The organism is Microbacterium sp. STRO-2N, from assembly GCF_057747775.1.
In genome coordinates this window covers 3031670-3053199 of the sequence record NZ_CM173223.1, presented here as the reverse complement: position 1 = coordinate 3053199, position 21530 = coordinate 3031670, and the positions used below count along the sequence as shown (strand labels likewise).

Below are 21530 nucleotides of genomic sequence, written 5' to 3'. Positions count from 1 at the left end.
TCCGGCACCGCGGCAATAGGCTCGGACGGTGACCAGAGAGCCGCTGTCGTTTCCGTCCGATGCCGCCGGCTGGGAGGCGTTCGCCGCCGAGCGTCCCGCCGAGCGGATCGCCCGTGTCAGGAGCATCGACGATCGGCTGAAGACCGAGGCGGGGCTGTCGACGATCGAGCGGCTCGAGCTCTGGAACGATGCCGACATCGCCCTGCACGAGGCGCTGAGCGAGGCCTACGTCGTGAGCGAGGCGCACCCCGATGCGTCGGTCCGCGCGCTCGCCGAGGAGCAGGTGCAGGCGGTCGAGTCGCTCACCGCGGAGCGGCTGCTCGACCGCGAGCTGTGGCGTGCGTTCGCGCACACTCCGGCCGACGGCCTCGACGCCGATGAGGCACGGCTGCTCACGCACCTGCTGCGCGATTTCCGCCGAGGCGGAGTCGAGCTGGCGGATGCCGAGCGCGAGCGCGTTCGCGTGCTCGCGGATCGCGACACCGAGCTCTCGCTGGCGTTCTCGCGCAGCATCCGCGAGGGCCGTCGCGAGGTCACGGTGCCCGCCGCCGGGCTCGCGGGGCTCCCGCAGGACTTCATCGACGCGCATCCCGCCGACGAGCGGGGGCTCGTGACGCTGTCGACGGACTACCCCGACCTCATGCCGGTGCGCGAGTACGCGACCGACCGCGCCACCCGCACCGCGCTGGTGAGCGCGTACAACGACATGGCGTGGCCCGAGAACGAGGCCGTGCTCGCCGAGCTGCTGGAGGTGCGTGCCGAGCGGGCGCGCCTTCTCGGCTACGCGGGTTGGGCGGAGTACGAGACCGAGACGCGCATGATCGGGAGCGGCGCGCAGATCCCGGTGTTCCTGACCCGGCTCGACGACGCCTCGAGCGACGCGGCGGAGGCCGAGTACCCGCTGCTCCTGGAGCGGCTGCGCCAAGACGTCCCCGACGCCGACACGGTCACGATCGCCGACTTCTGGTACCTGCTGAGCGTGCTCAAGGCGGAGCGTCACGACGTCGACGCGCAGCTGGTGCGCTCGTACTTCCCGTTCGAGCGCGTGGTCGGAGGGGTGCTGGACGTCACCGGGCGCCTGCTCGACGTCGAGTACGTGCCGGTGGACGTTCCGACGTGGCATGACGACGTGCGCTCATACGACGTGGTGCGCGACGGCGAGCGCATCGGCCGCATCCACCTCGACCTGCATCCGCGCGACGGCAAGTTCAGCCACGCGGCGTGCTTCCCCCTGGCGCCCGGCGTGCTCGGACGCGTCATCCCCGAAGCGGCGCTGCTGTGCAACTTCTCGCGCGGGCTCCTCGAGCACGATGAGGTCGTGACGTTCTTCCACGAGTTCGGGCACCTCGTCCATGAGATCCTCGGCGGTCATCAGCGCTTCGCCCGCTTCTCGGGCGTGCAGGCGGAGTGGGACTTCGTCGAGGCTCCGAGCCAGCTGCTGGAGGAGTGGGCGTGGGACGCCGACGTGCTGGCGTCGTTCACGGCCGACGCCGACGGCGCCCCGATACCAGCCGACCTGGTCGCCCGCATGCGCACGGCCGACGCCTTCGGTCGTGCACTCGAGGTGCGCCGGCAGCTCGGCCACGCCAACGTCTCGTACCGGCTGCACGTCGACCGGCCCGCCGACCTGCAGGCCGAGACCGAGCGGCTGTACGCCTCGACCAGCCCCGTCCAGCCGCTGCCCGGCCTGCATCCGTACGCCGGATTCGGCCACCTCACCGGCTATGGCGCCTGCTACTACACCTACCAGTGGAGCCTCGTGATCGCGCGGGACCTGCTGAGCGGGTTCGCGAACGGGCTCATGGACCCCGAGTCCGCCGAGCGCTATCGCACCGAGGTGCTCGAGCGCGGCGGGTCCCGCGACGCGAAGGACATGGTCGAGGCGTTCCTCGGCCGCCCGTCGCGGTTCGACGCGTACCGGGAGTGGCTCGCCGGGGAGTGACCGCGCGGGCCGGGAGGGCGCCGTTCCGGAGACACAGGCGGGCGAGGTATCCTTCGACCAACCCCGAAGCGCAGGCATCCTGCGACACTCCCCCCCGGTGTCGTCCTGGACGGTGCGCTTCCGCGGTGAGCGCCGTCGGCTCCGCCCCTCGGCGCATCCGCGCGGAGGGCCGCTCCCGCCGCGCGCTCGCGGACCGACAACTCTTCAGAAGCGGAGACGCATATGTCCGACAACGCCGCATCGCCTGACGGCACGCCCGACGAGCCCCACCCCTTCGACAGCCTGATCGGCGACACCGCGACGACCTCGTTCGGCGCGGCCTTCGCCACGGCGTTCCGCGGATACGACAAGGACGAGGTCGACGCGGCGCTCGCGGGACTGAACTCTCGCCTGCGCGCCGCGAACGACGAGCTCGCCCAGGTCAAGCAGCACCAGCGGCGCGCCGGCGCGGCAGTCGCACAGAGCAGGGCGAAGGCGGAGCGGCTCGAGGCCGAGCTCGAGGCCGCCAAGTCGCAGAGCGGAGACGAGGCCGAGCGACTGCGGTCGCGACTGGCCGAACTCGAGGCCCGGCACCGCGACGAGATCGAGCGGCTCGAGGCGCAGTTCGCTGCGAGCCGCGCGCAGGAGGGCGAGGAGGTGGAGCGCCTGCGCCTGGAGCTCGCGGCCGCCAACGCCAAGACCACGCAGGCCGAGCAGCAGGTGCAGGCCCTCAGCGAGGAGCTCCTTGGCACCGCGACCGAGTCGGGGAGCCGCCCGCAGTTCGAAGAGATCCTGCGCGTCGCCGAGGATCAGGCGAGCCTGCTGATCCGCAACGCGACCGTGCAGGGCGACCGTCTGCTGGAGGCCGCACGCGAAGAGATCGACAACCGCCGGCGCTCGGCGCAGGCCGAGGCCGAAGCCATCATCTCGCAGGCTCAGCACGAGGCCCAGCAGGTGCGCCTGCGCATCGACACCGAGCTGACCGCGCATCAGGCGCGCATCGAGCGCGAGGCCGCGCACGCGGCCGAGAAGGTGTCGCAGGCCGAGCGCGAGGCCGCCGCGATCCGCTCCGAGGCCGAGAAGGGCGCCGCGGCGCTGCGATCGATGGTCGCCCGAGAGACGGCGCGCGATCGGTCCGAGGCGGAGGAGGCGGTGCGGGAGCTCCGCGTGCGCGCACTCGAGTTCGAGGCATCCCTGAGCCGTCGTCAGGACGACGCGCACCAGGAGTTCCTGGTGCTGCACAATCAGGCGGTCGCGCACGCGGAGCGCATCACGCAGGACGCCAACGAGCAGGTCGCCGCGTCGCTCGAGCACGCGCAGCGCGTGTCGGCGAAGGCCGACGACTTCGAGCGTCTCGTGCGCGCCCAGGCGCAGCAGATCGAGGCGGACGCCACACTGCGCGCGAACGAGCACCTCGATCAGGCCCGCGCGAAGGCGCAGCGCATCATGGAGCTCGTCACCACGCATTCGCAGGCCGTGCTGCGCGACGCCGAGGACCGCACCCGCCAGCTGCGCTGGCAGCAGCATCAGCTGACGAGCTTCATGGCCGAGGTCAAGGAGCTCATCCGCCCGGAGTCGCCCATCGCGCCCGCCGCGGACGACGAGTCGACGGATGCCGCGACCGCCGCCGACGCCGAGCATGAGGCATCCGTGGCCGAGGACTCGGACGATCCCGCCGACGCGCCGGAGGACGCCGCCGAGGAGCCCGGAGACGGGGCCGCCGACGAGCCGGGGGCGGCGAGCGAAGCCGTCCTCGACGACGCTGACGCGCCCGAGGCCGCGGCCGACGAGGAGCCCGAGGCGGGGGAGGAGGCCGACGCGGCCGAGTCGCCCCGAGACGAGGAACCCTCGCTCGAGGACGTGTCGGTGGACGATGTCGATGCCGAGCTCGCCGAACTGGTCGAGCGGAGCGAGTCCACCGAGGCCGAGGTCGAGGAAGCGCCCGTGTCGGAGGCCGGCAGCCCGGCCGAGGAGCCCAGCGAGGACGCCGAGCCCGCTCAGTCGTGAGCGCTCAGCAGGAGATTCGAGCTTCCGCAGGACCGATCCGCGAGATCCGTCCTGCGGAAGCGCATCTCTCCTGCGAACCGATCGCCGAGGACGTCCCGCGGCCGCGTCAGGCGGCGGAGGTCTCCCGCGCGATCGCGGCGAGGAAGGCGTCGATGTCGTTCTCGGACGTGTCGAAGCTGCACATCCAGCGCACCTCGTTCTTCGCCGCATCCCAGTCGTAGAACCGGAACGACTCCCGCAGCCGGTCGGCCACGCCGTCGGGCAGCGTCGCGAAGACGCCGTTGGCCTGGGTCGGGTGCGTGAACGCGACGCCGCGGATCGAGCCGTCGGCGAGCCCCGCCTCGATCCCGGCGCGCAGGCGCTGCGCCATCGCGTTGGAGTGCGAGGCGTTGCGCAGCCACAGGTCGCCCTCGAGGAGCGCGAGCAGCTGCGCCGACACGAAGCGCATCTTCGACGCGAGCTGCATGTCGAGCTTGCGCAGGAAGGTCAGCCCGTGCGACGCCTCGGGGTTGAGCACGACGACGGCCTCGCCGAGCATCGCGCCGTTCTTGGTGCCGCCGAAGCTCAGCACGTCGACGCCGACGTCGCGTGTGAAGGCGCGGAAGGGGACGCCGAGGGACGCCGCGGCGTTGGCGATCCGCGAGCCGTCCATGTGCACGTTCATGCCGAGGCGGTGGGCGTGATCGGCGATGGCGGCGATCTCGTCCACGGTGTAGAGCGTGCCGAGCTCGGTGGACTGCGTGATCGAGACGACGAGCGGCTGGGCGCGGTGCTCGTCGCCCCATCCCCACGCCTCGCGGTCGATGAGCTCGGGCGTGAGCTTGCCGTCGTCGGTCGGAACGGTGAGCAGCTTGATGCCCGCCACGCGCTCGGGAGCGCCGCCCTCGTCGACGTTGATGTGCGCCGTGCCGGCCGCGATCACGGCCCCCCAGCGCGGCAGCATCGACTGCAGCCCGACGACGTTGGCTCCGGTGCCGTTGAACACCGGGTACGCCTCGACACCCTCGCCGAAGTGCCGCGCGAACACCTCCTGCAGCCGCTCGGTGTAGACGTCCTCGCCGTACGAGACCTGGTGGCCGTCGTTGGCGGCGGCGATGGCCGCGAGCACCTCGGGGTGGATGCCGGAGTAGTTGTCGGAGGCGAATCCGCGCAGGTTCGGGTCGTGGATCGTGGTCACGAGCATCCAATCTATGTCGTCATGCGCGGCCGAGCCGGCACGGTCAGAGCGACGGGTCGGTGAGGTCGACGACCGTGTCGTTGATCTCGGCCGGGTCCGACAGCCAGAGAGCGGCGAAACGCTGCGCGAGGGCATCCTCGAGTCCGTCGAGGCTCTTGGTGCGGAAGATGACGGATGCCGCGGCCAGCGGCTGCCCGGAATCCTTCGCGGCCTTCGCGAAGCCCTGCGCGAGCGCTCGCGCCCACGCCTCGCTCGCTGCTTTGACGGCGGCGTAGTTGGCCCCGCCCGCCAGCGGGCGGGTGACCGCGATCGACGACACGATGGCGGTGCGTGCCGACGCGGACGCGCGCAGATCGGCGTCGAGCGCACGGCTCACATGGCGCAGTGCCGTGAGTGAGCGCTCGAGGAAGCGATAGTCCTCGTCGCTCTGCCCGCCGAGGCCTCCGCCGCCACGCCAGCCGCCGACGAGGTGCAGCACCCCGTCGACGGCGCCATCGGTCGCGTGCACGCGGCCGACGAGCTCGGCGACCGCCGCTTCATCGGTGAGATCGCACACCTCGGTGCGGAGCGTTCCCGCTCCACCGTCATCCGCGGCTCCGCTGGTCGCGGTGACGGCATCGGCGAGTTCCCGCAGCTTGCGGGGGTCCCTTCCCACGGCGACGACCCGTGCGCCGGCGGCCACGAGCTCGCGGGCGGCCGCGAGTCCCGACGCGCTGGTCGCGCCGGCGATGACCACGAGACGCCCCGAGACCCCAGACGAAACGCGGTCAGGCATCGTTCCCGGTGATCCCGGCGGTGGACTCGATGACGGGCTTCATCTTCTTGTCGAGCGCCTCGTAGAACATCGACAGCGGGAACTCGTCGTCCATCACGGCGTCGGTGTAGCCCTTGGGCGCACCGGCGAGGGTCTCGTCGGGAAGGCCGCGTGCCCACGCGGACGCCGGGTTGGGCGTGAGCACCGAGCGCACCAGGTCGTACGCGGCGAGCCAGTGTGCCGTCTTGGGACGGTCGATCGAGCGCCAGTAGAGCTCGTCGATGGCGGCGCCCAGAGCGATCACGGCGGCGGGGACGTCGTCCCACTCGAACGCGAGCGACGTGTCGGTCCAGTGCAGCACGCCGTGCTGGTGGAGCCACGCGAACAGCAGCTGGCCGCCGAGCCCGTCGTAGTTCCGTACGCGCGAGCCGGTGATCGCGAAGCGGAAGATGCGGTCGAAGATCACCGCGTACTGCACGAGCTTCGCATGCTCGAGCATCTCGGCCTCAGCCGCCGACAGCTCGTCGCGTGCCGACAGCCGTCGTTCGATCGCGACGCACTCGCGGAAGGCGGTGAGGTCGCAGCGCAGCTCCTCGAGCGAGTACAGGAAGTACGGCATCCGCTGCTTGATCATGAACGGGTCGAACGGCAGGTCGCCGCGCATGTGCGTGCGGTCGTGGATGATGTCCCACATCACGAACGTCTTCTCGGTGAGCGTCTGGTCATCGAGCATGCGTGCCGCGTCATCGGGCAGCTCGAGCTTCGTGATCTCGGCCGCGGTGCGCACCACGCGGCGGTAGCGCGCGGCCTCGCGGTCCTGGAAGATCGCCCCCCACGTGAACGCCGGGATCTCGCGCATCGCGACGGTCTCGGGGAAGAGCACTGCGCTGTTGGTGTCGTACCCGGGTGTGAAGTCGAGGAACCGCAGCGACACGAACAGCTTGTTGCCGTAGTCGCCGGCCTCGAGCTGCGCGATGAACTCCGGCCAGATCACCTCGACGAGCACGGCCTCGACATGCCGGTCGCTCGAGCCGTTCTGCGTGTACATCGGGAACACGACGAGATGACGGATGCCGTCGACCCGATGCCGCTGCGGCTGGAACGCGACCAGCGAGTCGTAGAAGTCGGGCACGCCGAACCCGCTGTCCGCCCAGCGCTCGAAGTCCCGCACCGAGGCGGAGAGGTACTCGGCGTCGTGCGGGAAGGCGGGCGCGAGCGCGCGGATGCCGGCCACGATCCGGGCGACCTGAGCCCGCGCGTCGTCGTGGGTCGCGGTATCCGGAATCGACCCGTCCTGGACCTGCAGCGACTGCAGTGCGGTCGCCGCCTCCTTGAGCGCGAGCCACGCGGAGTGGGTCTCGACCCTCGAGGCGTCCTCGAGGACCTCGGGCTCTCCGACGATGGACTTCGCGTTGTGCGCGGTCATGGACACTTCGACAGGCTCAGTGCGGTGCATGGGAACCTCCGATCTTCGAGAAGAATGGTGCGGACAGGAAGATTTACGGCGTACACCGCAGATGACCGATATTCTTCCACGTATGGAGGATGTTGTCGATCAGCGCATCGTGCAGGAAGTCTCGCTCAACGCGCGTGCGACGCTGGCCGAGCTGTCCGCGGCAGTGGGCCTGTCGGTGTCGGCCGTGCAGACCCGCCTGCGGCGGCTCGAAGCGCGAGGCGTCATCACGGGCTATCGCGCGACGGTCGACGCCGAGGCGGTCGGCAAGCCGCTCTCGGCGTTCATCGAGATCACGCCGCTCGACCCCGCCCAGCCCGACAACGCCCCGGAGCTGCTCGAGCATCTCGCAGAGATCGAGGCGTGCCACTCCATCGCCGGCGACGCGAGCTACATCCTCTTCGTGCGGGTCGCGAGCCCGCGCCATCTCGAGACCTTGATCCGCGACATCCGCTCGGCCGCGTCGGTCAACACGCGCACCACCGTGGTGCTGCAGACCTTCTACGAGAACCGCCCGATCCTGCCCGCCTAGGGCAGGTGCACCTGTGCCGTCTCGACGGTCATGTACGGGATGCCGAGCGTGATCCAGCCGTAGACCTTGAAGTTCGAGCCGTCCGGGCCCACGAGCGGGCGGCCGTCGCTCGCCGTGAGCGTCGAGGTCGCCTGCACGCGGCCCACCGCGCCGAACAGGTACTCGCGCCCCTTCTGCACCAGGAACCGCTTGCGGAACGGACGCGGGGTGTACAGCGACCCGGGGAGCTTGGCGCGCTCGGGGCCGTGACTCTGGTCCCGCGTGATCCGGGCGATGGGCACACTCGCGTAGTCGAGCAGGTCGTAGCCGCCCGGAATGACCTGCCATGCGGCGAGCACGACGCTCGCGGTGAGCGTGACGCTCCCCGCCGACAGTGACGGGAAGTACTCCAGGACCGACGCGAGCATGCCGTCCTTGACGTTCACGATCGGCTCGAAGTCGACGGTCCCGAGCGTGAACTCGGGGGAGTAGAGGATGCCGATCCCGGCTTCGGACCGCGTGTCGGCACTGGGCTCGGTCCAGGGGACGATCGTGTACGCGAACAGCTCGCCCGTGTCGGCGGATGCCCAGTCCGGCCGGGCGCCGTTGCCCACGGCCGGCCACGCGAGCGCGTAGCGCTGGCGGTCGGGCGGCGGCACCAGCCAGTGGTCGCGGTGGTCAGCGCCGCGCGGGATGTACAGCGACTTCGGCCATCGGATGCCGGCGACGGGATCGAGTCGCGGCCTGCGGCCGAACGCACCCGTCCACGCGGCATCCTCCCACTCGCCCCACACATCCCTCACCGGGAGCCCCTGATCGCGGACCGGGAGCACCTCCGCGACCTCGGAGTCCAGGCCGCTCGCGCGCAGCGCTGCCTCGATATGGCGCGTGCTGTGCGCGGCGGAACGCGAGTCGTCGGGGAGGGCAAGGGCGGCCGGGTCGACCTCGACCGAAGCCCTGTCGTTCTGCGGATCGTTCATGGCGGAGCTCCTCGCTTCAGGGGTTCACGAGGAAGAGTCCCGTGTGCTCCGGCCAGATACAGGTGCCTGCCCGCCCGCCCGGCTGCTGCCGGGCGTACGCTCGGGCCATGATCTCCGAGCGGCCTCCGTCGGACGCTGCGACCGGTCGCGGCGTGTTCATCGTGCGAAACGCGCAGTCCGGCACCGCGGTGATCCGCACCGATCCCGCGCCGGTCCTCGACGAGCGGCTGCCGGACGCCGATGTGTGCGAACTCGGAGACGGCGACGACCTCGCGGACGTGGTGAGCGTGGCGATGGAGACGGATGCCGCCGCGCCGGCGGTCCTGGGCGTCTACGGCGGCGACGGCTCGGTGTCGCGCATGGCCGACCTCGCCCGGCGGTATGCGCGGCCGCTGCTGGTGATGCCGGGCGGCACCTTCAACCACTTCGCGCGATCCGCCGGGCTCATCGACGTCGACACCGCGATCGACGCGCTGCAGGCGGGGACCACCGTGGAGGTCAGCGCTGCCGAGGTGAACGCCGACGGCGGCAGCCCGATCCTCGCACTGAACGCCGTGTCGGTCGGCGCGTACCCCGAGCTCATCGACGAGCGCGAGCGCCGCCGGCCCAGGCTCGGCAAATGGCTCGGCGGAATGGTCGCCGCGTGGCACGCCCTGCGCGACGCGGAGCCCCTCGTCATCGTGCACGAGGGCCGTCGCGCCCGCGTATGGTCGGTGTTCGTCGGCGTCGGGCGCAACAACCCGCAGCGCGTCGCGACCATGCAGCGCGAGCACCTCGAGGAGGCCGTGCTCGATGTGCGCATCCATCACGCGCGCGGGTCCCGCGTGCGCGCAGTCGCCTCGCTCGCGTTCGGACGCCGCACCACGGCGGTGCTGCGGACGCTGCGGCTCATGCCGCCGCGCTCGGACGTCGAGCGCCTCGTGGTGACCGAGATCGAGCTGACGGTGCGGCCCGGGCCGGGGCATCCGTCGGTCTTCGTCCACGACGGCGAGCTCGAAGAGCGCCCGGGCACCGAGTTCACGCTGCGCTGCGTCGCGATCCCGAGCGCGGTGACGGTCTACGCGCCACCGCGCTCGGCGTGAGCGTTCAGGGCGTGTCCCGATTTCGGTCGCTCAGCGCCCCTCATGTGGACGAGATCGGGACACGAAGGGGAGAAACCTGGACATCGCCCGGGGCCTCAGGTGTGCTGCGGGAAGCCCAGGTTCAGGCCGCCGTGCGAGGGGTCGAGCCAGCGTGACGTGATCGCCTTCTCGGCCGTGAAGAACTCGAACGCGTGCGGACCGTAGGCCTTGGTGTCGCCGAAGTGCGACGCCTTCCAGCCGCCGAACGAGTGGTACGCGACCGGCACCGGAATGGGCACGTTGATGCCGATCATGCCGACCGTCGCCTCGCGCTGGAACCGCCTCGCGGCGCCGCCGTCGTTGGTGAAGATCGCGGTGCCGTTGCCGTACGGGCTCGAGTTGATGATCTCGAGGCCGTCCTCGTAGCCCTCGACGCGCACCACCGACAGCACCGGCCCGAAGATCTCGTCGCCGTACACGGTCGACGACGTCGGCACCTTGTCGATGAGGGTCGGTCCGAGCCAGAAGCCGTTCGGGTCGCCGTCGGCCTCGACGCCGCGCCCGTCGACCACGACGGTCGCCCCGTCGGCCCCCGCGACGTCGATGTACGACGACACCTTGTCGCGATGCTGGCCGGTGATGAGCGGGCCCATGTCGCAGCCGCGCATGCCGTCGCCGGTGCGCAGGGTCTTCATGCGCTCGGCGACCTTCGCCACGAACTCGTCGGCGACGGTGTCGACCGCCAGCACCACCGAGATCGCCATGCAGCGCTCGCCCGCCGAGCCGAAGCCCGCGTTCACGGCGGCGTCCGCCGCGAGGTCGAGGTCGGCATCCGGAAGCACCAGCATGTGGTTCTTCGCGCCGCCGAACGCCTGGACGCGCTTGCCGTGCGAGGTGGCCGTCTCGTACACGTACTTCGCGATCGGCGTCGAGCCGACGAACGAGATCGCCCGCACGTCGGGGTGCTCGAGGAGCGCGTCGACGGCCTCCTTGTCGCCGTGGACGACGTTGAACACGCCGTCGGGCAGGCCCGCCTCCTTGAGCAGCGCGGCCATCCAGTTCGCCGCGCTCGGGTCCTTCTCGGACGGCTTCAGGATCACGGCGTTGCCGGCGGCGAGCGCCACCGAGAAGAACCACAGCGGCACCATCGCCGGGAAGTTGAACGGGCTGATGATGCCCACCACGCCCAACGGCTGCTTCATCGTGTAGACGTCGATGCCGCTCGAGGCGTTCTCGGTATAGGCGCCCTTGGTGAGGTGGCCGACGCCGCACGCGAACTCGACGACCTCCATGCCTCGGGCGATCTCGCCCAGCGCGTCGGAGAGCACCTTGCCGTGCTCGCTCGTGAGGATCTCGGCGAGCTCGTCCTTGCGGGCGTTCAGCAGCTCGCGGAACGAGAACAGCACCGCCTGGCGCTTCGCGATCGACGTGTCACGCCACTGCGCCCACGCCGCCGAGGCGACGTCGACCGCGGCCGCGACATCCGTCGTCGACGCGAACCGCACCTGCTTCTGGACGGTCCCGAGCGCCGGGTTGTACACGTCGCCGGTGCGGTCGGATGCCCCGGCCCACGGCGCGCCGCTCACCCAGTGATCGATCACCGCGGCGCCGATGCGCTCGGTCCCGGTGCGTTCCATCGTGTCAGTCATGTCGTCTTCCTCCTTCGGAAGCGCCGCGGGCCATTCGTGATGGCGGCGCGGCGGCGGATGCACGCGTCACAAGAGGTCTTCTTCGACGCTCGTCAGACTCTCATCGTAGATCGCGATCGCCTCGGCCACCTGGGCGTCGGTGACGACGCACGGCGGGACGACGTGGATGCGGTTGTCGACGGTCAGAGGCAGCAGGCCGCGGCCGGTGAGCTCCTTCTTGAGGCGTCCGACGACGTCGGCCCCGACGGGTTCACGCGTCTCGCGGTCGGCCACGAGCTCGATCGCCCAGAACACGCCCTCGCCGCGCACCTCGCCGATGAGCGGATGCCGCTCGGCCAGCTCCTGCAGACCCGGTCCGATCGACTCCTCGCCGACGCGCCGGGCGTTGTCGACGATCCCCTCGGACTCCATCGCGTCGATGGCGGCGACGATGGATGCCGCGGCCAGCGGATGACCCGAATACGTCAGCCCGCCGGGGAACACGCGGTCGTCGAACGTCGCCGCGATCGGCTCCGAGACGATGACGCCGCCCACCGGGACGTACCCCGAGTTCACGCCCTTCGCGAACGTGATGAGATCGGGCACGACGTCGTAGCCCTGGAACGCGAACCACCGGCCGGTGCGCCCGAACCCGGCCATCACCTCGTCGAGGATCAGCACGATGTCGTACCTGTCGGCGAGGGCGCGGACTCCGGCGAGGTAACCCGGCGGTGGCACCAGGATGCCCGCGGTGCCCGGCACGGACTCCAGCAGGATCGCCGCGATCGTCGACGGACCCTCGGACTGGATGACCCGCTCGAGGTGGTGCAGAGCGCGCTCGGACTCCTCCTCGGGTGACGTGGCCCAGAACTCGCTGCGGTACAGGAAGGGCCCGAAGAAGTGCACGTGCCCGCGGGCGTACTGGTTCGGCATCCGTCGCCAGTCGCCCGTCGCGACGATCGCCGCGCCGGTGTTGCCGTGGTACGACCGGTACGTCGACAGCACGGTGTCGCGACCGGTGTGGAGGCGAGCCATGCGGATCGCGTTCTCGACCGCGTCGGCGCCGCCGTTGGTGAAGAAGACCTTGGCGAACCCGTCCGGAGCCTTGGCGAGGATGCGCTGAGCGGCTTGGCCCCGCTGCAGATTCGCCGTCGCGGGGCCGATCGTCGCGAGCTGATCGGCCTGCGCGCGGATCGCGGCCACGACGGCGGGATGCTGATGCCCGATGTTGACGTTGACCAGCTGACTGGCGAAGTCGAGCATGCGGTGGCCTGCGTGGTCCCACACGACGGCGCCCTCACCGCCGGCGATGACGGGGAGGTCGAGTCCCGCCTGTGCCGACCACGAGTGGAACACGTGGTCGCGGTCGAGCTGCTTCGCGAGGGCATCGAGGTCTTCGGTCATGCGATGGCTCCTTCGCCGGATTTCAGGACTTGGCGGCCACGTGGGTCTGCAGCGCCGGGATCACGGTCTCGCCGTAGACGCGCATGGTCTCTTCCTTGCTGTCGTGCTGGAGGTAGCCGGCGAACTGCGTCACGCCGAGCTCGCGCAGCTGTTCGAGCTTGGCGATGTGGTCGGATGCCGAGCCGAGGATGCAGAAGCGGTCGACGATCTCGTCGGGCACGAAGTCGACGTGGTCGTTCTCCGCTCTCCCGTGCGTGTTGTAGTCGTAGCCCTGCCGGCCCTGGATGTAGTCCGCGAGCGCGTCGGGGATGACACCGTGGTGGCCGTACTTCGCGACGATGTCGGCCACGTGATTGCCCACCATGCCGCCGAACCAGCGGCACTGGTCGCGCATGTGCTGCCAGTCGTCGCCGATGTACATCGGGGCCGCCACGCAGAAAGCCAGCGAGTCGGGATCGCGGCCCGCGGCGGCCGCGGCATCCTTCACCGTCTTGATCATCCACGCGGCGATGTCGACGTCCGCGAGCTGCAGGATGTACCCGTCGCCGACCTCGCCCGCGAGCTTCAGGGCCATCGGACCGTACGCGGCGACCCAGACGTCGAGCTGCGAGCCGCGGCTCCACGGGAACTGCAGCGTGGCGCCGTTGTACTCGACCGGCCGGGAGTTGGCGAGCTCGCGGATGACGTGGATCGACTCGCGCAGCTCGGCCATGGTCGTCGGCCTGCCGTTGGTGACGCGCACCGCGGAGTCGCCGCGGCCGATCCCGCAGATCGTGCGGTTGCCGTACATCTCGTTGAGGGTGGCGAAGACGGATGCCGTGACCGTCCAGTCCCGCGTCGCGGGGTTCGTGACGAAGGGGCCGACGAAGACCCGGTTCGTCTCGGCGAGGATCGCCGAGTGGATGACGTACGGCTCCTGCCACAGCAGGTGCGAGTCGAAGGTCCAGACGTGGCTGAAGCCGTGAGCCTCGGCCAGCTTGGCCAGCTGCACCGTGCGGGCCGCGGGCGGATTGGTCTGCAGGACGACGCCGAAGTCCATCTCACGCCTCCGTCACACCAGGTACTGGCTCAGACCGCGGTGGAGGAACCGCCCGTCGCCGGGCCGCCCGAGGTACGAGCCCCCGTCGACGATGACCTTGCCGCGCGAGAGCACCGTGTCGACGTGGCCGTCGATCTCGAAGCCCTCCCACGCCGAGTGGTCCATGTTCATGTGGTGCGAGGCGGCCGAGATCGAGGTGTGGCCGTTCGGGTCGTAGACGACGATGTCGCCGTCGGCGCCCGGCTGGATGACCCCCTTCCGGCCGTACAGCCCGAACATGCGCGCGGGTGTGGTCGAGGTGAGCTCGACCCACCGCTCGAGTGTGATCTCGCCGGTGACGACGCCCTGGTACATGAGGTCCATGCGGTGCTCGACGCCGCCGATGCCGTTGGGGATCGCACGGAAGTCGTCGAGCCCGAGCTCCTTCTGGCCCTTCATGCAGAACGGGCAGTGGTCGGTCGACACCATCTGCAGGTCGTTGGTGCGCAGCGCCTGCCACATGTGTTGCTGATGCCCGTCCTTGCGGCTGCGCAGCGGCGTGGAGCACACCCACTTGGCACCCTCGAACTGCCCCCACTCCTCGCTGAACCCGCCGAGCTGCTCCTCGAGCGACAGGTACAGGTACTGCGGGCACGTCTCGCCGAACACGTTCCACCCCTGGTCGCGTGCCCACGCCAGCTGCCCGACGGCCTGCTTGGCACTCACGTGCACGACGTACAGCGGTGCGCCGGTGAGGTTCGCGAGCATGATCGCGCGGTGCGTGGCCTCCTCCTCCATCTGCCAGGCGCGCGCGATCCCGTGGTAGTACGGCGCCTTCTTCCCGGCATCCGCCAGCTGCGCCGCCAGCACGTCGATCGCAGGGCCGTTCTCGGCGTGCATCATCGTGAGCAGACCGGTCTCGGCCGAGACCTGCATGGCCTTCAGCACCTGCGCGTCGTCTGAGTAGAAGACGCCCGGGTAGGCCATGAAGAGCTTGAAGCTCGTGACGCCCTCGTCGATGAGGCCGCGCATGGCCGCCAGCGAGTCGTCGTCGACCCCGCCGACGATCTGGTGGAAGCCGTAGTCGATCGCGCAGTTGCCGCGAGCCTTCTCGTGCCAGGCCGCGAGTCCGTCCTGCACGCGCTCGCCGGTGCGCTGCACGGCGAAGTCGATGATGCTCGTCGTGCCGCCCCAGGCGGCGGCGCGCGTGCCGGTCTCGAACGTGTCGGAGGCGTTGGTGCCGCCGAAGGGCAGCTCCATGTGGGTGTGCGCGTCGATGCCGCCCGGGATGACGTACTTGCCGGTCGCATCGATGACGGCGTCGACGGATGCCGCGACATCCGTCCCCAGCAGTTGCGAGCCCGGCGCGAGCACCGCCGCGATCGTCTCGCCGTCGATGAGCACGTCGGCTTCGCCGCGTCCGGTCGCCGAGACGACGGTTCCGCCTTTGATGAGTGTGGTCGTCATTCTGCGCATCCCATCTCGGAGCTCGCCGGTGAGCGAAACCCAGGAGTCTCGACGAGACCGGGGGCGTGGCCCACGGTCTCGTCGAGACTCCTCGGGCTCGGGGTCCGGGTCGGCATCACGGCTTCGCGATCGTGGTGTAGGTGTCGGGCCGGCGGTCGCGGTAGAACTGCCAGTCGTCGCGCATCTGCTGCACGAGGTCCATGTCGAGATCGCGCACGAGCAGCTCCTCGTGCTCGCTCGAGCCGCGCTCGCCGACGAAGTTCCCGCGCGGGTCGATCACCTGGCTCGTGCCGTAGAAGGTCACGGCCTCGTCCCCGTACTCGTTGTCCTCACGTCCCACGCGGTTGGGCTGCAGCACGAAGTACCCGTTCGCGACCGCGGCGGCGGGACCCTCGACCTCCCACAGCCGGTTCGACAGGCCCGGCTTCGTGGCGTTCGGGTTGAACACGATGTGCGCGCCGTTGAGCCCGAACTCGCGCCAGCCCTCGGGGAAGTGGCGGTCGTAGCAGATGTACATGCCGATCCTGCCGATCGCGCACTCGAAGACGGGGTAGCCGAGGTTGCCGGGGCGGAAGTAGAACTTCTCCCAGAACTTGTCGAGGTGCGGGAGGTGGTTCTTGCGGTAGCTGCCGAGCACGGTGCCGTCGGCGTCCACCAGCACCGACGTGTTGTAGTACACCCCGGCGTCGGCCTCCTCGTAGATCGGGAGCACCATCACGATCCCGAGCTCCTTCGCCAGCGCGGCGAACCGCTGCACGATCGGCCCGTCCGCCGGCTCCGCGTACCGGTAGTACTTCTTGTCCTGGGTGATCCCGAAGTACGGGCCGTAGAACAGCTCCTGGAAGCACATCGCCTGCGCACCCTGGGCGGCGGCATCCCGCGCGAAACCCTCGTGCTTGTCGAGCATCGACTGCTTGTCGCCCGTCCACGTCGTCTGCGAGATCGCCGCTCGTACCGTCGTCATGGTTCTCCGTCCGTCGTGTCGGGAACAGTAGGGCCTCTCGACGCGTGCGACAAGAGGGGGAGGCCGATACATCTCACGACGGATGCCCCGGCACGCGGTCTCGCGTACCGTGAAACGGTGTTCCGCAGCCTGAAGCCGTTCCAGCTCGTCGTCGACGTGGTGATGGCCGGGCTGTTCTTCCTCGTGGCGACGCCTGTCGAGCTGATCACCACCGGACAGGGGTGGTCGGGTCAGTCGCAGGCGGGCGGCCTCGGGCTCTTCGCGGGGGTCGTCATCGCCGTGCTCTTCAGCGGCGCGCTCGCCGTGCGCCGGCTCTCGCCCGCCCTCGCGCTCGGACTGGCGTGGGTGGGAGCACTGCTGCAGGTCGGCCTCGGGCGCCCGCCCAGCTTCGCGGACGTCGCGATCTTCGCGGTGCTCTACGCGACCGCCGCCTACGGAACGCCGCGCGTGTACTGGGCCGGGTTCGCGTCGGCGCTCGGCGGCGCCCTCGTCATCGCGGTGTACCTGACGGCCGGGCCGCTCTACGCGGGAGGCGGCCTCTCGTGGGAGACCCTGCCGCTCGCGCTCATGATGCTGGTCGCCGCCGCCTTCGCGCTCGGGCTGTCGTGGACCATCGGCGCGCTCGTGCGCACCGCGGTGCGGGCGCGCGAGAACCGCGAGGCGCAGCAGCAGGCCGAGGCCGAGGCGATCGCCGAGCAGGAGCGCGTGCGCATCGCCCGCGACATGCACGACGTCGTCGCCCACTCGCTCGCGGTCGTCGTGGCGCAGGCCGACGGCGCGCGCTATGCCGCGGCATCCGATCCCTCTGCGGCAGTGACGGCCCTGGGCACGATCTCGACCACCGCACGATCGGCGCTCGCCGACGTGCGCCTCCTGCTCACGCAGCTGCGGCACAGCCAGGGCGCGGGACCGCAGCCGACGATCGCGGACCTCGAGGAGCTGTACGCCCAGGTGCGCGCGGCGGGGGTGCCGCTGCGGGTCGAGGTCGACCCGATGCCCCCGGGCGAGGCGCCCGCGGCCGTGCAGCTCGCGGTCTACCGCATCCTCCAGGAGGCGCTCACCAATGCCCTCCGCCACGGCGCGCAGGGTGCACCCGTCGACGTCCGCCTGTCATGGCTGCCCGACCGGGTCGAGCTCACGGTGCACAATCCGCTCGCCCCGCCGCCCGGGCCGGGCGAGACCGGGCGCGGCCCCGCCGACGGGCCGCGCGGGCACGGGATCATCGGCATGCGCGAGCGCGCGCAGCTCGCGGGCGGCCGCCTCGACGCCGGCGCCAGCGCGGCCGAGGGCCGGTTCGTCGTGCGCGCCACCATCCCGATCGGAGGTCTCGCATGATCCGCGCGTTCGCGGGCCGGACTCGCCCGGCACCGGGGGCGAGCGCATGATCCGCGTCGCGCTCGTGGACGACCAGGGCCTCTTCCGCGCCGGCATCCGGATGCTCGTCGACTCGCAGCCCGATCTCGAGGTCGTGGCCGAGGCATCCGACGGTCGCGAGGCGCTCGCCGTGGTGCGGGCGGCGCGGCCGGACGTGGTGCTCATGGACATCCGCATGCCCGTCATGGACGGCCTCGCCGCGACGGCGGAGCTGCTGACGGATGCCGAGCCGCCGCGCATCGTCATGCTCACGACGTTCGACCTCGACGAGGCGGCTGCACGGGCGATCCGCCAGGGGGCGAGCGGCTTCCTGCTGAAGGACGCCGACCCCGAGTTCCTCCTCGCGGCGATCCGCACCGTGCACTCCGGATCGGCCGTGATCGCGGCATCCGCCACCCGCGACCTGTTCGCCCACTTCGCCGGCGCGGCCCCCGCGCCCGTGCCGCCCGCCTTCGCGGAGCTGACCGATCGCGAGCGCGAGATCTTCGCGCTCGCCGCGCGCGGGCTCTCGAACGCCGAGATCGCGGCACGCGAGTTCCTGTCGGAGGCCACGGTGAAGACGCACATCAGCCGCATCCTCACCAAGCTCGCCCTCCGCGACCGCGTGCAGCTCGTGGTCTTCGCCTTCGAGCACGGTCTGGCTTAGGCGACTGCGGCTCCGCGGCGGCGCGAGGCGAGGAACGAGCCGTATCGAGATCATCCTCGAGATGTAGACGGATGCCTCTGCCGGGCGACGCGGACCGCACCGCGTCGTCCATACCGTCGAAGGCATGGAACTCTCATCGACAGACCTGGGCCTGGCGGCCCGGGTGCAGCAGCTCACCAAGACCTACGGCACCGGCGAGAGCACGGTACGCGCGCTCGACGGGGTGAGCGTCGGCATCCGCCGGGGCGAGTTCACCGCGATCATGGGGCCGTCGGGCTCGGGCAAGTCGACGCTCATGCACATCATGGCGGGGCTCGACGCGCCCACGAGCGGACGCGCGTGGATCGGCGACACCGACATCACGGGCCTGTCCGACCTCGAGCTCACGGTGCTGCGCCGGCGGCGCGTCGGCTTCGTCTTCCAGGCGTTCAACCTCGTGCCCACCCTCGACGCGCTCGGCAACATCCTGCTGCCGTTCGACCTGGACGGACGGCGGCCGACGGCGATCGAGCGTGCACGCATCGACGGGCTCGTGGATCGCCTCGGCCTCACTCCGCGTCTCGGGCACCGTCCGCATCAGCTGTCGGGCGGACAGCAGCAGCGCGTGGCGATCGCCCGTGCTCTCGCCACGGCGCCCGATCTGGTGTTCGCCGACGAGCCCACCGGCAACCTCGACTCGCGCTCGGGCCGCGAGGTGCTCGCGCTCCTCGCTGCGGCGACCCGCGAGCACGGCCAGTCGATCGCGATGGTCACGCACGACCCCGTCGCGGCGTCGCACGCCGACCGCGTGCTCTTCCTCGGCGACGGGCGCATCGTCGCCGACAAGCCGCGGCAGACGGCCGAGGAGATCTCCGCCTATATGCTCGCGTCCGAGCTCGGCGCCGCGCCGGCGCCGACCGCGACGGCGGTGGCGTCATGACGACCGCGACCGAGACGGGACGGATGCCGGAGGCCCGGGCAGCCGTCGCCACCCGGCGCCTCTCCGGCTCGTCGAGCGCTCCGCTCGCGTGGCTGCGGGAGCGCGGCATGGGCGCGAGCATCCTCGTGGCGGCCATCTCGAGCGCGTTCGGCGCGCTCCTGCTGAGCGCCACGGGGTACATCGCCGCCATCATGCGGGCCGACCCGTTCATCGGCGAGAGCGGCACCCTCGCCGTCGTGCTCGCCATCATGTCGGTGCTCCTGATCGGCGTAGCCGTGTACGTCGCCTCGATCGTGACGGCGAACACGTTCGCGACCGTCATCGCCGGCCGCACCCGCCGCATCGCGCTGCTGCGTCTCATCGGCGCGTCCGCGCGATCGCAGCGTGCCGAGGTCGCGCGCCAGGGGCTGGTGGTGGGCATCATCGGGGCGACCGTCGGCCTGGTCGCCGGCATTCTCGCCTCGTGGGGCGGCATCCTCCTCGCGCAGCAGCTGCTGGGGATCGAGGACGTCGACTACGCCGTCGTCCAGCCGGTGCTGGCCGTCCCCGCCGTCGTGGTCGCCCTCACCACGTGGGCGGCGGCTTGGGCCGGGTCGCGACGGGTACTGACCGTCACGCCTCTGCAGGCGCTCGGCGGCTCGGTCGAGGCATCCCACGAAGCCCTCTCGCGACGTGGCGGACGCAACGGGGCCGCGATCGCACTGTTCGTGATCGGCGCGGCGCTCCTGGCCGGGGGGATCCTGCTCGGCCTCGTCTCGCCCCTGGGCGTCATCGTGGCGTTCTTCGGCGGGATCTTCTCGTTCACCGGCCTCGCCCTCGGCGCGACGCTGATCATGCCACCCGTGCTGGGACTCGTGGGGCGCCTGTTCGGCCGGTCCGCGACCGCGCGGCTGGCCGCCGAGAACGCGCTGCGCTACCCGGAGCGCTCCAGCCGCATGGCGATCGGCGTCGTCATGGGCGTCACGCTCGTGACGATGTTCGCGGTGGCGCTCGAGACCGTGAAGGTCGTGCTGACGACGTCGGCCGGCGGCGAGCTGCCGGTCGAGATGACCACGCTCATCGACGCCTTCTCGGGCATCATGATGGGCCTGGTCGCGGTCTCGGCGGTGATCGCCGCCGTCGGTCTCGTGAACCTCCTCACGATCGGCGTCGTGCAGCGGCGGCGCGAGCTCGGCCTGCTGCGGGCACTGGGCGTCTCGACGGGTCAGGTGCGCCGCATGGTGCTCCTCGAGGCGGCGCACATCACGATCGCCGCGACCCTGACCGGACTCGTGCTCGGCGTCGCCTACGGGTGGGCGGGCGCGCAGTCGCTGCTCGGCGCAGTGCCCATGCCGCCCTCGTTCTCGGCGCCGACTCTCGTCGCACCGGCCGTCCCGTGGATCCCGGTCGTCGTCATCGTGGTGGCGACGGCTGTGCTCACGCTCGTCGCGGCGGTCGTTCCGACGCGTCTCGCGACGCGCGTCGCGCCGGTGGAGGCCCTCGCCGACTGACACCGGCCGCCCCCGCACGGCGATGGACCGATTGGAAGCGACGACGGATGCCTCAGCACGCGACTCCGTGCTGAGGCATCCGTCGCCGTCGCGCAAGGGGGGTGCGTGAACCGCAGGGTTCCGCGCACGCTGGGTCCATGGACATCGAGATCATGCAGCATGAACCGCCGTACCGCGTCGGCGTCATCGTCGGCAGCCTCTCTCGCGAGTCGATCAACCGCCGCCTCGCCGCCGCACTGCAGCGCGTCGCGCCGCCGGAGTTCGAGTTCTTCGAGCTCTCGTACGCCGACCTGCCGGTGTACAACCGCGACTTCGACGCGGACTACCCGCAGGTCGCGCGCGACTTCAAGGACGCCATCCGCTCGGCCGACGCCGTGCTGTTCGTCACGCCCGAGTACAACCGGTCCATCCCGGGCGCGCTCAAGAACGCGATCGACTGGGGGAGCCGCCCCTACGGCGACAACGCCTGGTCCGACATGCCAACGGCGGTGATCGGCGCGTCGTCCGGGCAGATCGGCACCGCGGTCGGCCAGCAGACGCTGCGCAGCACGCTGAGCTACCTCAACGCGCGGCAGATGACCTCGCCCGAGGCGTACATCCATTTCACGCCCGACCTCATCGACGACGACGGCGCGGTGAGCGTGCCGTCCACGGAGGAGTTCCTCCGCATGTTCATGCGGAAGTTCCTCGAGTACACGACGCGCGTGCTGACGGTCATCCCACAGGACTGATCGACGGGCGCCACGCCGGGCGGGC

The 21530-nt window shown here is 70.8% G+C and carries 18 protein-coding genes; 9 read left to right on the top strand and 9 right to left on the bottom strand.

The genetic code is table 11. The features are described 5' to 3' along the window. The first annotated feature begins 28 nt into the window (after positions 1-28). Entirely contained in the window at positions 29-1942 is a 1914-nt protein-coding gene (locus AC3ANN_RS14145) for a M3 family metallopeptidase (protein WP_488338020.1), read from the top strand. A 222-nt stretch (positions 1943-2164) separates the two neighbouring features. Then, positions 2165-3928 carry a DivIVA domain-containing protein gene (locus AC3ANN_RS14140; RefSeq protein ID WP_488338019.1) on the top strand — a complete coding sequence of 588 codons (1764 nt, stop codon included), beginning with the start codon at positions 2165-2167 and terminating at the stop codon, positions 3926-3928. 106 nt (positions 3929-4034) lie between these two features. Here AC3ANN_RS14140 and AC3ANN_RS14135 read toward each other — a convergent pair whose 3' ends face one another. Genes AC3ANN_RS14135 through AC3ANN_RS14125 form a run of 3 tightly spaced genes read right to left on the bottom strand, consistent with a single transcriptional unit; the run spans position 4035 to position 7285 of the window. After that, positions 4035-5111 carry a threonine aldolase family protein gene (locus tag AC3ANN_RS14135; protein ID WP_488338018.1) on the bottom strand — a complete coding sequence of 359 codons (1077 nt, stop codon included), beginning with the start codon at positions 5109-5111 and terminating at the stop codon, positions 4035-4037. Between the two features lie 37 nt (positions 5112-5148). Beyond that, positions 5149-5880, bottom strand: coding sequence for an SDR family NAD(P)-dependent oxidoreductase (locus AC3ANN_RS14130; RefSeq protein WP_488338017.1), 732 nt, complete (start codon positions 5878-5880; stop codon positions 5149-5151). Next, positions 5873-7285 (bottom strand): DUF6421 family protein, encoded by a 1413-nt coding sequence (locus AC3ANN_RS14125; RefSeq protein ID WP_488338016.1) that lies wholly within the window; start codon positions 7283-7285, stop codon positions 5873-5875. Before AC3ANN_RS14125 ends, AC3ANN_RS14130 begins: the two co-directional genes overlap by 8 nt. 112 nt (positions 7286-7397) lie before the next feature. Here AC3ANN_RS14125 and AC3ANN_RS14120 point away from each other — a divergent pair, with 112 nt between their 5' ends. Then, positions 7398-7844 (top strand): Lrp/AsnC family transcriptional regulator, encoded by a 447-nt coding sequence (locus tag AC3ANN_RS14120; protein WP_488338015.1) that lies wholly within the window; start codon positions 7398-7400, stop codon positions 7842-7844. Here AC3ANN_RS14120 and AC3ANN_RS14115 read toward each other — a convergent pair. Further along, on the bottom strand, positions 7841-8803 hold the full coding sequence (locus AC3ANN_RS14115; protein ID WP_488338014.1) for a hypothetical protein: 963 nt from the start codon (positions 8801-8803) through the stop codon (positions 7841-7843). The genes AC3ANN_RS14120 and AC3ANN_RS14115 overlap by 4 nt on opposite strands. A 107-nt stretch (positions 8804-8910) precedes the next feature. On the opposite strand from AC3ANN_RS14115, the gene AC3ANN_RS14110 reads away from it, so the two are divergent. After that, positions 8911-9885, top strand: coding sequence for a diacylglycerol/lipid kinase family protein (locus AC3ANN_RS14110; RefSeq protein ID WP_488338013.1), 975 nt, complete (start codon positions 8911-8913; stop codon positions 9883-9885). 95 nt (positions 9886-9980) lie between these two features. Here the strand turns inward: AC3ANN_RS14110 and AC3ANN_RS14105 are convergent, their stop codons facing one another. From AC3ANN_RS14105 to AC3ANN_RS14085, 5 genes are all read right to left on the bottom strand, one after another. Continuing rightward, on the bottom strand, positions 9981-11513 hold the full coding sequence (locus tag AC3ANN_RS14105) for a CoA-acylating methylmalonate-semialdehyde dehydrogenase (protein WP_488338012.1): 1533 nt from the start codon (positions 11511-11513) through the stop codon (positions 9981-9983). Positions 11514-11579: 66 nt separating this feature from the next. After that, entirely contained in the window at positions 11580-12896 is a 1317-nt protein-coding gene (locus tag AC3ANN_RS14100) for an aminotransferase class III-fold pyridoxal phosphate-dependent enzyme (protein WP_488338011.1), read from the bottom strand. Between the two features lie 22 nt (positions 12897-12918). Then, positions 12919-13935 carry a TIGR03842 family LLM class F420-dependent oxidoreductase gene (locus tag AC3ANN_RS14095; protein WP_488338010.1) on the bottom strand — a complete coding sequence of 339 codons (1017 nt, stop codon included), beginning with the start codon at positions 13933-13935 and terminating at the stop codon, positions 12919-12921. Between the two features lie 12 nt (positions 13936-13947). Then, positions 13948-15381, bottom strand: a complete 1434-nt coding sequence (gene hydA / locus AC3ANN_RS14090; protein WP_488338009.1) for a dihydropyrimidinase — start codon at positions 15379-15381, stop codon at positions 13948-13950. A gap of 115 nt (positions 15382-15496) precedes the next feature. Next, complete coding sequence (locus AC3ANN_RS14085) at positions 15497-16345, bottom strand: nitrilase-related carbon-nitrogen hydrolase (RefSeq protein ID WP_488338008.1); 849 nt, start codon at positions 16343-16345, stop codon at positions 15497-15499. Positions 16346-16462: 117 nt separating this feature from the next. On the opposite strand from AC3ANN_RS14085, the gene AC3ANN_RS14080 reads away from it, so the two are divergent. From AC3ANN_RS14080 to AC3ANN_RS14060, 5 genes are all read left to right on the top strand, one after another. Then, positions 16463-17680 carry a sensor histidine kinase gene (locus AC3ANN_RS14080; RefSeq protein WP_488338007.1) on the top strand — a complete coding sequence of 406 codons (1218 nt, stop codon included), beginning with the start codon at positions 16463-16465 and terminating at the stop codon, positions 17678-17680. Between the two features lie 46 nt (positions 17681-17726). After that, complete coding sequence (locus tag AC3ANN_RS14075) at positions 17727-18365, top strand: response regulator (protein ID WP_488338006.1); 639 nt, start codon at positions 17727-17729, stop codon at positions 18363-18365. A gap of 124 nt (positions 18366-18489) precedes the next feature. Beyond that, positions 18490-19284: an ABC transporter ATP-binding protein gene (locus AC3ANN_RS14070; RefSeq protein ID WP_488338005.1), complete on the top strand. Its 795-nt coding sequence runs from the start codon at positions 18490-18492 to the stop codon at positions 19282-19284. Next, a complete protein-coding gene (locus tag AC3ANN_RS14065) occupies positions 19281-20774 on the top strand; it encodes an ABC transporter permease (RefSeq protein ID WP_488338004.1) in 1494 nt (497 codons plus the stop codon). Before AC3ANN_RS14070 ends, AC3ANN_RS14065 begins: the two co-directional genes overlap by 4 nt. A gap of 137 nt (positions 20775-20911) precedes the next feature. Beyond that, entirely contained in the window at positions 20912-21505 is a 594-nt protein-coding gene (locus AC3ANN_RS14060) for an NADPH-dependent FMN reductase (RefSeq protein WP_488338003.1), read from the top strand. Positions 21506-21530: the final 25 nt, after the last annotated feature.